This window comes from Vibrio sp. AND4, assembly GCF_000171815.1.
Classification (GTDB): domain Bacteria; phylum Pseudomonadota; class Gammaproteobacteria; order Enterobacterales; family Vibrionaceae; genus Vibrio.
This window is the reverse complement of record NZ_ABGR01000044.1, coordinates 1-11,956: the sequence shown is the minus strand read 5'-3', so window position 1 is coordinate 11,956 and position 11,956 is coordinate 1. Positions and strand designations below refer to the sequence as shown.

General features: G+C 46.6%; 15 protein-coding genes. 13 read left to right on the top strand and 2 right to left on the bottom strand.

Features of this window, described 5'->3' with window-relative positions; translation table 11 throughout:
* The first annotated feature begins 89 nt into the window (after window positions 1–89).
* The 8 genes from metK (at window position 90) to ruvX (ending at window position 6,744) form a co-directional block, all read left to right on the top strand.
* Entirely contained in the window at window positions 90–1,244 is a 1,155-nt protein-coding gene (metK, locus tag AND4_RS17630; protein ID WP_009844345.1) for a methionine adenosyltransferase, read from the top strand.
* 281 nt (window positions 1,245–1,525) lie between these two features.
* Window positions 1,526–2,323, top strand: a complete 798-nt coding sequence (locus tag AND4_RS17625) for a DUF2189 domain-containing protein (RefSeq protein ID WP_009844344.1) — start codon at window positions 1,526–1,528, stop codon at window positions 2,321–2,323.
* A gap of 67 nt (window positions 2,324–2,390) precedes the next feature.
* Window positions 2,391–2,888, top strand: coding sequence for a SprT family zinc-dependent metalloprotease (locus tag AND4_RS17620; protein ID WP_009844343.1), 498 nt, complete (start codon window positions 2,391–2,393; stop codon window positions 2,886–2,888).
* Window positions 2,889–3,037: 149 nt separating this feature from the next.
* A complete protein-coding gene (gene endA, locus AND4_RS17615) occupies window positions 3,038–3,733 on the top strand; it encodes a deoxyribonuclease I (RefSeq protein WP_009844342.1) in 696 nt (231 codons plus the stop codon).
* Between the two features lie 146 nt (window positions 3,734–3,879).
* Entirely contained in the window at window positions 3,880–4,611 is a 732-nt protein-coding gene (rsmE, locus tag AND4_RS17610; RefSeq protein WP_009844341.1) for a 16S rRNA (uracil(1498)-N(3))-methyltransferase, read from the top strand.
* 14 nt (window positions 4,612–4,625) lie between these two features.
* Complete coding sequence (gene gshB / locus AND4_RS17605) at window positions 4,626–5,576, top strand: glutathione synthase (RefSeq protein WP_009844340.1); 951 nt, start codon at window positions 4,626–4,628, stop codon at window positions 5,574–5,576.
* A 131-nt stretch (window positions 5,577–5,707) separates the two neighbouring features.
* Window positions 5,708–6,271, top strand: coding sequence for a YqgE/AlgH family protein (locus tag AND4_RS17600; protein WP_009844339.1), 564 nt, complete (start codon window positions 5,708–5,710; stop codon window positions 6,269–6,271).
* Window positions 6,272–6,318: 47 nt separating this feature from the next.
* Window positions 6,319–6,744: a Holliday junction resolvase RuvX gene (ruvX, locus tag AND4_RS17595; protein ID WP_009844338.1), complete on the top strand. Its 426-nt coding sequence runs from the start codon at window positions 6,319–6,321 to the stop codon at window positions 6,742–6,744.
* Window positions 6,745–6,805: 61 nt separating this feature from the next.
* Here the strand turns inward: ruvX and AND4_RS17590 are convergent, their stop codons facing one another.
* Together AND4_RS17590 and AND4_RS17585 are read right to left on the bottom strand one after the other, a co-directional pair.
* Entirely contained in the window at window positions 6,806–7,912 is a 1,107-nt protein-coding gene (locus tag AND4_RS17590) for a PilT/PilU family type 4a pilus ATPase (RefSeq protein WP_009844337.1), read from the bottom strand.
* Between the two features lie 31 nt (window positions 7,913–7,943).
* Window positions 7,944–8,984, bottom strand: coding sequence for a type IV pilus twitching motility protein PilT (locus tag AND4_RS17585; protein ID WP_009844336.1), 1,041 nt, complete (start codon window positions 8,982–8,984; stop codon window positions 7,944–7,946).
* A gap of 28 nt (window positions 8,985–9,012) precedes the next feature.
* Between AND4_RS17585 and AND4_RS17580 the strand changes: the two genes are divergently transcribed.
* The 5 genes from AND4_RS17580 to AND4_RS17560 all read left to right on the top strand — a co-directional run.
* Window positions 9,013–9,723, top strand: coding sequence for a YggS family pyridoxal phosphate-dependent enzyme (locus tag AND4_RS17580; protein WP_009844335.1), 711 nt, complete (start codon window positions 9,013–9,015; stop codon window positions 9,721–9,723).
* Window positions 9,724–9,853: 130 nt separating this feature from the next.
* Window positions 9,854–10,672 carry a pyrroline-5-carboxylate reductase gene (gene proC, locus AND4_RS17575; RefSeq protein WP_009844334.1) on the top strand — a complete coding sequence of 273 codons (819 nt, stop codon included), beginning with the start codon at window positions 9,854–9,856 and terminating at the stop codon, window positions 10,670–10,672.
* A gap of 53 nt (window positions 10,673–10,725) precedes the next feature.
* Window positions 10,726–11,283 carry a YggT family protein gene (locus AND4_RS17570; protein WP_009844333.1) on the top strand — a complete coding sequence of 186 codons (558 nt, stop codon included), beginning with the start codon at window positions 10,726–10,728 and terminating at the stop codon, window positions 11,281–11,283.
* Window positions 11,283–11,573: a DUF167 family protein YggU gene (gene yggU / locus AND4_RS17565; protein WP_009844332.1), complete on the top strand. Its 291-nt coding sequence runs from the start codon at window positions 11,283–11,285 to the stop codon at window positions 11,571–11,573. Before AND4_RS17570 ends, yggU begins: the two co-directional genes overlap by 1 nt.
* A gap of 59 nt (window positions 11,574–11,632) precedes the next feature.
* The coding region (locus AND4_RS17560; protein WP_009844331.1) for a DUF4426 domain-containing protein at window positions 11,633–11,956 on the top strand (324 nt) is incomplete at its 3' end.

Sequence of the window (11,956 nt, the reverse complement as noted above, 5' to 3'; positions counted from 1 at the left end):
TAGATGTAGAAGCACCTACAAAATGTATTATATTTTTCATGGCAAACTGGGTTCGTTAGCCATGAGTAAACCTAAAGATTGGAGCTACCATGGCTAAGCACCTGTTTACTTCTGAGTCAGTATCAGAAGGTCATCCTGATAAAATCGCAGACCAAATCTCTGACGCTGTTCTTGATGCAATCCTTGAGCAAGACTCAAAAGCACGTGTTGCTTGTGAAACTTACGTCAAAACTGGCATGGTAATGGTTGGTGGTGAGATCACGACTTCTGCATGGGTTGATATTGAAGAATTGACTCGTGAAACAGTGCGTGAAATCGGCTACGTTCACTCTGACATGGGCTTCGATGCCGACTCATGTGCCGTTCTAAACACCATTGGTAAGCAATCTCCAGATATCAACCAAGGTGTTGATAAATCAGACCCGAAAGAGCAAGGCGCAGGCGACCAAGGCATCATGTTCGGTTACGCAACAAACGAAACTGAAATCCTAATGCCAGCTCCAATTACTTACTCTCACCTTCTGGTTCAAAAACAAGCGGAAGTACGTAAGAACGGCACACTACCTTGGTTACGTCCAGATGCGAAATCTCAAGTAACTTTCCAGTACGACCAAGGCAAAATCGTTGGTATCGACGCTGTTGTTCTCTCAACGCAACACTGTGATTCCATCTCTACTCCAGATCTGCGTGAAGCGGTAATGGAAGAGATCATCAAACCAGTACTGCCTTCAGAGTGGATCAGCAAAGACACGAACTTCTTCATTAACCCAACGGGTCGTTTTGTGATAGGTGGTCCAATGGGTGACTGTGGTCTAACGGGTCGTAAAATCATCGTAGATACATACGGCGGCGCAGCTCGTCACGGTGGTGGTGCATTCTCTGGTAAAGATCCATCAAAAGTAGACCGCAGCGCAGCTTACGCAGCACGTTACGTAGCAAAAAACATCGTCGCAGCTGGCATGGCTGACCGTTGTGAAATCCAACTTTCTTACGCTATTGGCGTTGCAGATCCAACGTCTATCATGGTTGAAACGTTCGGTACTGAGAAAGTGTCTCACGACATCATTATTGAAGCAGTTCGTCAGTTCTTCGACCTACGTCCATACGGTCTGCAAGAAATGCTTAACCTTCTTCAACCTATCTATAAGAAAACAGCGGCATACGGTCACTTCGGCCGCGAAGAATTCCCATGGGAAGCGACGGATAAAGCGGCACTTCTACGCGACTTCGCTGGCATCAAGTAATCGAGCCACGCAATCATTAATCAATAGAGCCCTCGCTTCTGGCGGGGGCTTTTTTCGTCCTCTTATTTCTCCCCCAATCCCCTCTGCGAACAAAAATTCAGCAATTATTTGTAAATTTCCCTATCTACGCCAATAGTTAACACAATGTTAAATGCACTTTTTGATGCATATAACGTAAAGAATATGATATCGGCTCACGTTGCGAAAAGAACCATGAAAAACGTCAGCTCAACGTCTTTTATGGCCTAGGTGCCACCGTAAGAACAAAATAAGGAGGAGTTATGCCTCGTACCGTCAATCCATCCGACTTCCAAAATAAGCACGAGAAAGTTCCAGATAACAAATACGCCAGAACCATTCCGTGCAACAAGGTGAGTTTTTTTGCGCCATTCCACTGGCTCGCACTGGGCCTGCAAGATTTCGTTCGCATGCCAATCATCAGTGCTTTCTATGGGATCTGCTTTATGGCGGCCGCAGTTGGTATCGTGCTTCTGGTTCAGTGGCAAGGCACGCACTTAGTGGTCATGCCAAGTCTTATCGTTTACATGTTAATCGGCCCGTTCCTTGCGCTCGGCTTATATGACGCCAGTTGGGAGAGAGAACGCGGACACAAACCCAGCCTGTTCCACTCAATGAAAGCCATTGGGCGTAACTCAACGTCTCAATGGGCGTTTGCCGTGTTGCTCGCAGTATGTATGATCTTCTGGATGCGGATTGCTGCACTACTCCATGCTCTGTACCCCCCAGTTCAAGGGGCTCCGCTGACCGACTTCTTACCTTTCTTGGCCATCGGCTCCATCGTCGGTTTTGTGTTAGCTTGCGTAGTCTTCAGTATTTCCGCTTTTTCAATTCCACTGATGATGGAACGACGAGTTGATATGATGACCGCCGTATTTTCCAGCTTTAACGCGGTAAAATCTAACATCCCAGCAATGACTATGTGGGCGGTGATCATTTGCGGCGGCATCTTAATCGGCTTTGCTACGTACGGTATTGGCATGCTCGTCACTATGCCAATTCTAGGTTACGGTACATGGCATGCTTATCAGGCGACGATTAAGAAAAAACACACGCCTTAGAAAACTGATGTTATGATCCAGCCCTCGCAAATGCGGGGGCTTTTTTATTAGGTAAACGGAGTAAGTCGTGGATACAGAACTGAGCTACAAAGCCAAACAAGTGATGGTCAATTGCATCGCACTGGCAGAGCAAGCCTTCAAACGTTCTTTCCCTATCCCCTCTCTAACCTTCAACGTACGTGGTAAGGCTGCTGGCAAAGCCTACTTACAGTTGAATGAGGTTCGTTTAAATCCCAAACTATTTAAAGAAAACACTCAAGCCTTCCTTAAAGAGGTAATCCCACACGAAGTCGCGCATCTTATTACTTATCAAGTTTACGGTCGCGTGAGTCCACACGGTAAGGAATGGCAGGGCGTCATGGAAGCCGTGTTCAAAGTACCAGCCAAGACGACTCACAGCTTCGATATTGCCTCTGTACAAGGAAAAACCTTTGAATACCGCTGTGGCTGTATGACTTATCCATTATCCATTCGTCGTCACAACAAAGTTCTGCGTAAACAAGCGGTGTACTCATGCCAGAAATGCCGCCAGCCACTGAGCTTCACTGGAAATCAACTCTCTTAACTTCTCACCCCTTCAGTTTTCAGTTGTAAAAATAGTGATATTCGTGCTCAAAAACTCTCTCTTTACTCACTATTGTTAACTTTCTTATCACTAAAGCTTATTTTTGCGTGTTAAAATCAATAAAGTCATACTTTATAAAGACTTTAACAATGAAAAATCTACTCTATTTACTCCTATTTATGCTTTCAAGCACAGCGATTGCTGCGCCCCCAAGCTCTTTCTCTGCCGCCAAGCGTGAAGCACTAAAAATCTACGCCGATCATCCAACCAGCTTTTACTGTGGCTGTGACATCAAATGGCAAGGCAAGAAAGGCGTACCCGATCTGGCTTCATGCGGCTACCAAGTTCGCAAACAAGAAAAGCGGGCATCACGTATCGAATGGGAGCACGTTGTCCCAGCTTGGCAATTCGGCCATCAGCGTCAATGCTGGCAAAATGGCGGTCGAAAAAACTGTACAAGAAACGACAACCAGTTCAAATCAATGGAAGCCGATCTCCATAACCTAACGCCCGCTATCGGTGAGGTAAATGGCGACCGCTCCAACTACAACTTCAGTCAGTGGAATGGCTTGGATGGTAGCAGCTACGGCCGCTGTGAAATGCAGGTTAACTTCAAGCAGCGTAAAGTGATGCCGCCAGATCGTGCGCGTGGCTCGATCGCACGAACTTACCTGTACATGAGCAAAGAGTACGGCTTCAAACTTTCTAAGCAACAGACTCAATTAATGAGCGCTTGGAGTAAAACCTACCCTGTCGACAAGTGGGAATGTGAGCGTGATGAGCGCATTGCAAAAGTTCAAGGCAACCACAACCCATTCGTTCAAGAGCTTTGTCGCACGTTGTAATGTTTGCCGCTTCTCGCGCACTACAACTCGTCTGCCTGAGGCGTTACCATTTACTGTAATGGAAACGCCTCTTGCCCCTTGTTTTTTCGCTGGAAAGCATCCATGTTAGTGTCTAAATACTCGCGTATGCAGGAAATCGAAACACGATGCGTATCCCTCGAATTTATCATCCAGAAACCATTCAACAACTGGGCACCATTGTTGTGAGAGAAGATGCTGCCAGCCATATTGGTCGCGTGCTTCGCATGAAAGAAGGTCAAGACGTTTTACTGTTTGACGGCAGCGGCGCGGAATTCCCAGCAGTCATTAGTGAAGTCAGTAAAAAGAATGTGCTGGTTGAGCTCTCTGAGCGCACAGAGAACAGCATCGAGTCACCACTTGACCTTCACTTTGGTCAGGTTATCTCGCGTGGCGATAAGATGGAATTCACTATCCAAAAATCGGTAGAGCTCGGCGTTAATACCATTACACCGCTGATCTCTGAGCGCTGTGGTGTGAAGTTAGACCAAAAACGTTTTGAGAAGAAGCTCGCCCAATGGCAAAAAATTGCGATCAGCGCGTGCGAACAGTGCGGTCGCAACATAGTGCCTGAAATTCGCCCTATCATGAGCTTAGAAGCATGGTGCCAAGAAGAGTACGACGGTTTGAAACTCAACCTTCATCCGCGAGCGAAATATTCGATCAACACTTTGCCTACACCTGTTAAAAAAGTTCGTCTGTTGATTGGCCCTGAAGGCGGTCTATCTTGTAGCGAAATCGATATGACTCGCGAATACCAATTTGAAGAGACACTGCTTGGCCCTCGCGTTCTGCGCACCGAAACGGCAGCTCTTACAGCAATTACAGCCTTACAAGTTCGTTTCGGCGATCTTGGTTAAAACGGAGAAAAATAATGATCAAACTCGGTATTGTTATGGACCCAATTTCGTCCATTAACATCAAGAAAGACTCTAGCTTTGCCATGATGCTTGAAGCGCAACGCCGTGGCTACCAAATCCACTACATGGAAATGGACGATCTGCATCTAGACCAAGGTAAAGCAATTGCAGATACCAAAGTGGTTAAGCTTAAGGAAGATCCAAACGGCTGGTATGAATTCACATCAGAGCAGACGATCGAACTGTCGGAGCTTGATGCCGTGCTGATGCGTAAAGATCCTCCGTTCGACACTGAATACATCTACGCAACTTACATTCTTGAGCGCGCTGAGGAGCAAGGCGCATTGATCGTGAACAAGCCACAAAGTCTGCGCGACTGTAACGAGAAACTGTTCACAGCCTGGTTCCCAGAACTGACACCAACCACCATAGTGACGCGTAAAGCAGAGAAGATTAAAGCTTTCCGTGAAAAGCATGGTGATGTGATCCTAAAACCACTTGATGGTATGGGCGGCGCCTCCATCTTCCGCGTGAAAGAAAACGATCCAAACGTATCAGTCATCATCGAAACGCTCACTAACCACGGCCAAAACTACGCCATGGCACAAACCTTCGTGCCAGATATCAGCAATGGTGACAAGCGTATCCTGGTGGTTGACGGTGAACCAATGCCATATTGCCTTGCTCGTATCCCAGCAAAAGGCGAAACGCGCGGTAACCTAGCGGCTGGCGGCACGGGTGAAGCTCGCCCACTGAGCGAAACTGACATGAAAATAGCTCAAGCAGTTGCACCAACGTTGAAAGAAAAAGGCCTTATCTTCGTCGGCCTTGACGTGATCGGCGATAAACTAACGGAAATTAACGTCACCAGCCCAACTTGTATTCGCGAGATCGAAGCGGCTTTTGATATCTCTATCACAGGCAAACTCATGGACGCAATTGAACGTCGTGTAAAAGGCGAATAACTCAAACTGTATTACAGTTAAATAGACAGCATCATGAACAGACGTAAGCAAGCTCATATGTATATCACTATGGCTGGATACATGACGTTTGCTTACGTGTTTTTAATCGCCTTCATAAGGTCAAGATGAGAATGAACCTCACCAACCATTTCTTAGTCGCCATGCCGGGAATGAAAGATCCCTACTTTCAGAATCGCGTTATCTACGTTTGTGAACACAACGAAGAAGGCGCTATGGGGCTGATGATCAATGCGCCTGTTGATATCACGGTTGGCAGCATGCTTAATCAAGTGGAAGTGCAACCCGTGCATCCTCGCCTGTTTGAAGCAAGCTTAGATAGACCCGTATACAACGGCGGTCCAGTATCTGAAGATCGTGGCTTTATCCTGCACAAGCCAAAAGACTATTACGAATCAAGCATTCAGATGACCGACGACCTGAGCGTCACCACGTCTAAAGACATCTTGTCAGTGCTTGGTACTGAGGCCGAACCGACCGACTATTTAGTCGCATTGGGATACTCCGGCTGGAGCGCGGGTCAGTTAGAAAGCGAGCTGGCTGAAAATTCTTGGCTGACCATCAAAGCGACACCAGAGATCATTTTCGATACACCAATTATCGACCGCTGGAAAAAAGCCGTCGAAAAGCTCGGTATTGACCCAAGTCAGCTGTCTGCCGATGCTGGTCACGCGTAAAGGCTGACGCTACAACTCATTTCATTTATCTAAATTCGAGACACCTTATGTCACGTACAATCATGGCTTTCGATTTCGGTACCAAAAGTATTGGTAGTGCCATCGGACAAGAAATTACAGGCACCGCCTCTCCGCTAAAAGCATTCAAGGCGAATGACGGTATCCCAAACTGGGATGATATAGAGAAACAAATCAAAGAATGGCAACCAGACCTATTGGTCGTGGGTTACCCAACAGATTTACACGGTAAAGACTTAGAAACCATCACACCACGCGCAAAGAAGTTCGCCAATCGTCTGCACGGCCGTTACGGCTTACCTGTTGAATTGCATGATGAACGCCTATCAACAACAGAAGCTCGCGCAGAGCTGTTCAGTATGGGAGGCTACAAAGCACTATCGAAAGGCAATATTGACTGCCAATCAGCAGTCGTGATTCTTGAAAGCTGGTTTGAAAGCCTCTGGGGAGCATAAACGCCTCAAGCGCAAATAACAAAGGTTGGCTGGTGCCAACCTTTTTCGTTTCTGGAATGAATCAATCCATATCAATCGTCACGTTTGCCAGTGCGCCAGTTGAAAAAACTTCTCCGCGTTGCATCTTCAACATTAAACGCAGATCGTTAGCTGAATCAGCACTGTATAGTGCATCTTCTTCACTGATTTTACCTTGCATCACCAATTTGTAGAGCGATTGATCGAAGGTCAACATACCAAACTCATTTGAGCGAGTCATGGTTGATTTCAATTCATGTAGGTCACCGCGACGGATCAGATCAGATACTCGCGGACTGTTCAATAAGACTTCAAATACACCGTGTCGACCTCGACCGTTTTTGTCACGGATCAACTGCTGACCGACGACACCTTTTAAGTTCATCGACAGATCAAACAAAAACTGCTCCCTCTGATCTTTAGGCACTAAATGCAGAATACGATCAAGCGCTTGGTTTGCGTTGTTGGCATGCAATGTCGCCATACATAAATGGCCCGTTTCAGCAAAGGTCATCGCGTATTCCATCGTTTCTCGGCTACGAATTTCACCAATCAAAACCATGTCAGGTGCTTGGCGTAACGAGTTCTTCAACGCGACTTCATAACTTTCGGTATCCAAGCCCACTTCACGCTGCGTGACAATACAACGCTTGTGCTCGTGGACAAATTCAATAGGATCTTCCACCGTCAGAATATGCCCAGTTTGATTATTGTTACGATAACCCGTCATCGCCGCCATTGTGGTCGATTTCCCCGAACCTGTCGCCCCAACCACCAGCACTAAGCCACGTTTAGCCGTCGCAAGTTCCTGCAGCACCAAGGGCAGTTTGAGCTGCTCAAACGTTGGTATATTGGTTTCAATATGACGAATGACAGCGCCCGGCAATTCACGTTGAACAAAGGCACTAATGCGGAAGCGGCCATACTCTCGGACAATGGCAAAGTTCGACTCGCGGCTTTCGCGAAACTCTTTGCGTCGCTGCGCTTCCATCACGCTATCAAGCAGCGATGCCACATCACTCTCAGTTAACTTATCGCCTTGTGGACGCAATTCACCATCCACACGAAACAAGATCGGTGCACCAACAGTGATGTAAAGATCAGACGCTTTTAACGCCAGCATACCTTCAAGAAATTTATTCAGTTCCATTACCCGTATTCGCTATTTCCTACGTAATTCATCACGAGAATTGCTGCGTTTCCATTTCAACTTTCTTATCCACTTCCTCACGTGAGACGATACCCTGAGCCATAAATTGGCGGGCATTTTGTTCCATTGTCTGCATTCCATGTGCGGCACCGGTTTGAATGATCGAGTACATCTGTGCGACTTTATCTTCACGAATGAGATTACGGATCGCAGGCGTTGCCATCATGATTTCGTGACACGCGATACGACCGCCCCCATTACGCTTGAGCAATTTTTGCGCGATAACCGAACGCAGCGATTCAGACAACATAGAACGTACCATGTCTTTATCACTACCTGGGAATACGTCGATAATACGATCGATGGTTTTCGCTGCTGAACTCGTGTGTAGCGTACCAAAAACGAGGTGGCCGGTTTCAGCAGCTGTGAGCGCTAAACTGATGGTCTCTTTATCACGCATCTCACCAACCAAAATGACATCCGGGTCTTCACGCAATGCACTGCGCAACGCACTTTGGAAGCTGTGCGTATCACGGTGAACTTCACGTTGGTTGATCAGGCACTTATTATTGGTGTGCACAAATTCAATCGGATCTTCAATTGTTAGAACATGCTTATTGTGATTGCGGTTAATGTGGTCAACAATGGCGGCTAAGGTCGTCGATTTACCAGAGCCTGTTGGGCCAGTGACCAGAACTAAACCTTTTTCTGCGCTGGCAATTTTTCTGAGGATCTCAGGAGCTTCCAGTCCTTCCAATGTCGGTATACTGCTTGGAATGGTACGAAAAACAGCAGCACAACCACGCGATTGATTGAACGCGTTGACACGAAAACGACCAACGTTATGCAATTCGAATGAGAAGTCGACTTCGAGCTTTTCTTCAAATTCACAGCGCTGGGCATCGTTCATGATTTCAAAAACTAAACGATGTACTTCTTGGTGTGTAATGGCTGGAATACCGAGTTTTCGCACATCCCCATCAATGCGAACCATGGGTGGTACTCCTGCAGAAAGATGTAGATCCGAAGCATTATGTTTTACACTAAAATCCAATAACTCAGTGATATCCATTAAAAATCCTTAAGTCGAAAGTGCAGCCATGACCAGTATTCAACAAAACATTGAACATATCACCTCTCAAATTCGACACGACGAGCAAAAGTACGGTCGTTCGCCAAAATCAGTCAAACTTTTAGCAGTAAGCAAAACGAAACCTGACGAGGCAATTGTCGAAGCTTACCAAGCTGGCCAAGAAGCGTTTGGCGAAAACTACGTCCAAGAAGGCGTCAGTAAAGTCCAGCACTTTGCCAAACATTATCCAGATAACCGAATCGAATGGCACTTCATTGGCCCAATTCAATCCAATAAATCACGTCCAGTGGCTGAACATTTCGATTGGGTTCACACTATTGACCGCGCAAAGATCGCTCAACGCCTCAATGACCAGCGCCCTAACGAGCTAAAACCACTACAAGTGCTGATTCAAGTGAACACCAGTGGTGAAGAATCGAAATCTGGCGTGGCCGATGCAGAAATATTCGAGCTGGCAGAGTTGATTTCTCGCCTACCAAACCTCACGTTAAGAGGGTTGATGTCAATTCCTGCCAACGTGCCAGATTATCAATCGCAACTTCGTGCATTTAAGCAACTTGAAAAGCTAAAGCAAAAGCTAGCTCAGCAATACTCAGATGTCGACACGCTGTCTATGGGAATGAGCGGTGACATGGGTGCTGCAATCGAAGCTGGCAGCACTATGGTGCGTATCGGCACGGCGATTTTTGGTGCGCGTGACTACAACAAACAACAATAACAGCGATTTGTTGTGAGACACTGCGAATTTGAGTCACACAGCCTTTGTTTTGGCAGTGTATACAAAGTGGTGTCAGTATACACCTGAACACACAACAAATTGTAAGAGTTTATATTTGGAAATCAGACATATGGAACACAAAAAGATTGCCTTTATCGGTGCAGGAAATATGGTGCGTGCCATTGTTTCTGGCCTTGTAGCCAATGGCTACCCGGCACAGAACATCATTGCGACTGCCCCATCTGAAACGCGTCGCCAACCTCTTGAGCAAGACTTTGGAATCCGTACCACCAGCGATAACATCCGAGCAGCGACAGAAGCGGATGTTGTGGTATTGTCTGTGAAACCACAAATGATGGAACAAGTGTGTAAACCACTGCAATCTATCGACCTCTGTGACAAACTGGTTATCTCTATCGCGGCAGGTATCAACTGTTCACGATTGGATGACATGCTGGCGACAAAGCTCAACATCGTTCGCGTGATGCCAAACACGCCAGCACAACTTGGTTTGGGCATGAGTGGTCTTTATGCGCCTAAACATGTGCAAGAACAAGACAAAGCCTTCGCAGCAGAGCTAATGCAAGCTTGTGGTAAAGTATGCTGGGTTGAACAAGAGTCTGGCATCAACAACGTTATTGCAGCAGCAGGCAGCGCGCCAGCGTACTTCTTCCTGTTTATGGAAGCCATGCAAGCAGAAGCAATTGCTCAAGGTTTCGATAGAGACACAGCACGCACTTTAATTCAGCAATCAGCGCTTGGGGCAGCGAGTATGGTGGTAGAAAATCCAGAAACTGAGCTATCAACACTGCGTGAGAACGTCACATCCAAAGGTGGCACAACGGCAGAAGCTCTGCGTACGTTCAACGAACAACAACTGCCTGATATTGTGGCGAGAGCAATGCAAGCGGCGGTAGCTCGCGCTGAAGAAATGGAAAAATTATTTTAATGACTTGAGTGATACCCACTCTGTGTCACTCACTTACTTTTTAAGGGTACCTTATGAATTCAATGAGTTTTCTCATCTCAACCCTATTTGACCTGTACATCATGGTCGTGATTTTGCGTATTTGGTTGCAAGCTGCCCGTGCAGATTTCTACAACCCATTCTCGCAATTTATTGTCAAAGCAACCCAACCGGTTGTGGGACCACTGCGCCGAGTTATTCCGTCCATTGGCGGCATTGACCTAGCCACAGTACTCTTCGCCTATGTCCTGTGCGTGCTTAAGTTCATCGCCTTAATTCTAGTCGCTTCTAGTGGCTCAGTGTCATTCAGCATGGACTTCCTATTCCTAGGCTTATTGTCTCTGATTAAAGCCGCTGGCGGCTTGCTGTTCTGGGTACTATTGATCCGCGCAATCCTGAGCTGGGTTAGCCAAGGTCGCAGCCCTATCGAATACGTATTCCACCAGCTAACGGAACCAATGCTAGCACCAATCCGCCGCATCATCCCTGCAATGGGTGGCTTCGATTTAAGCGTACTAGTGCTGTTCATCGGCCTACAATTCGCTAACTTCCTAATGGGCGACATGATTGGTCCTATCTGGTATCAACTATAATGTCAGAAGCAGTTTGGCATGATGGCAAGGATGTGGTGCTTCGGCTCTACATCCAACCAAAAGCAAGTCGCGATAAGATCGTCGGCTTGCATGGTGAAGAGCTTAAAATTGCCATTACTGCCCCGCCTGTCGATGGCAAAGCAAATGCACACCTAACCAAGTTTTTAGCCAAACAATTTAAAGTGGCCAAAGGTTTGGTTCACATAGAAAAAGGTGAGTTGGGACGTCATAAACAAATTCGGATAAAATCGCCCGAACAAATACCAACAGAAATTAAAGCCATCACTTGATGGCTTTTTATTTACGAAATTCGTACCAATAGTAGAACGTCCGATTCGAGGAAGTGAGAATGAGCAAATGGATTACCGCCCTACTGATCAGCCTACTGTCTTTACCCAGCATGGCAGGTCAGTTCAAAACCATGAAAGACATCGAAGTACACTACATCGCATTTAACTCGACCTTTTTGACACCTAAGATCGCCCGCAGCTACGACATCAAGCGTAATAACTACAATGCCGTACTCAACATCAGTGTGCTCGACAGCGCCTCTTTGGGTAAGCCTGCTGTGGAAGCTCAAATTAGTGGTCAAGCAAAAAACCTTATCGGTCAAACACAGAAGCTTACCTTCCGCGAGGTAAAAGAAGGTGACGCGATTTACTACCTAGCCGAG

Excerpts from the sequence above, each read along its gene's own strand:
- metK (WP_009844345.1), top strand. The coding sequence starts at position 90 with ATGGCTAAGCACCTGTTTACTTCTGAGTCAGTATCAGAAGGTCATCCT.
- AND4_RS17625 (WP_009844344.1), top strand. The coding sequence starts at position 1,526 with ATGCCTCGTACCGTCAATCCATCCGACTTCCAAAATAAGCACGAGAAA.
- endA (WP_009844342.1), top strand. The coding sequence starts at position 3,038 with ATGAAAAATCTACTCTATTTACTCCTATTTATGCTTTCAAGCACAGCG.
- rsmE (WP_009844341.1), top strand. The coding sequence starts at position 3,880 with ATGCGTATCCCTCGAATTTATCATCCAGAAACCATTCAACAACTGGGC.
- gshB (WP_009844340.1), top strand. The coding sequence starts at position 4,626 with ATGATCAAACTCGGTATTGTTATGGACCCAATTTCGTCCATTAACATC.
- AND4_RS17600 (WP_009844339.1), top strand. The coding sequence starts at position 5,708 with ATGAACCTCACCAACCATTTCTTAGTCGCCATGCCGGGAATGAAAGAT.
- ruvX (WP_009844338.1), top strand. The coding sequence starts at position 6,319 with ATGTCACGTACAATCATGGCTTTCGATTTCGGTACCAAAAGTATTGGT.
- AND4_RS17590 (WP_009844337.1), bottom strand. The coding sequence starts at position 7,912 with ATGGAACTGAATAAATTTCTTGAAGGTATGCTGGCGTTAAAAGCGTCT.
- AND4_RS17585 (WP_009844336.1), bottom strand. The coding sequence starts at position 8,984 with ATGGATATCACTGAGTTATTGGATTTTAGTGTAAAACATAATGCTTCG.
- AND4_RS17580 (WP_009844335.1), top strand. The coding sequence starts at position 9,013 with ATGACCAGTATTCAACAAAACATTGAACATATCACCTCTCAAATTCGA.
- proC (WP_009844334.1), top strand. The coding sequence starts at position 9,854 with ATGGAACACAAAAAGATTGCCTTTATCGGTGCAGGAAATATGGTGCGT.
- AND4_RS17570 (WP_009844333.1), top strand. The coding sequence starts at position 10,726 with ATGAATTCAATGAGTTTTCTCATCTCAACCCTATTTGACCTGTACATC.
- yggU (WP_009844332.1), top strand. The coding sequence starts at position 11,283 with ATGTCAGAAGCAGTTTGGCATGATGGCAAGGATGTGGTGCTTCGGCTC.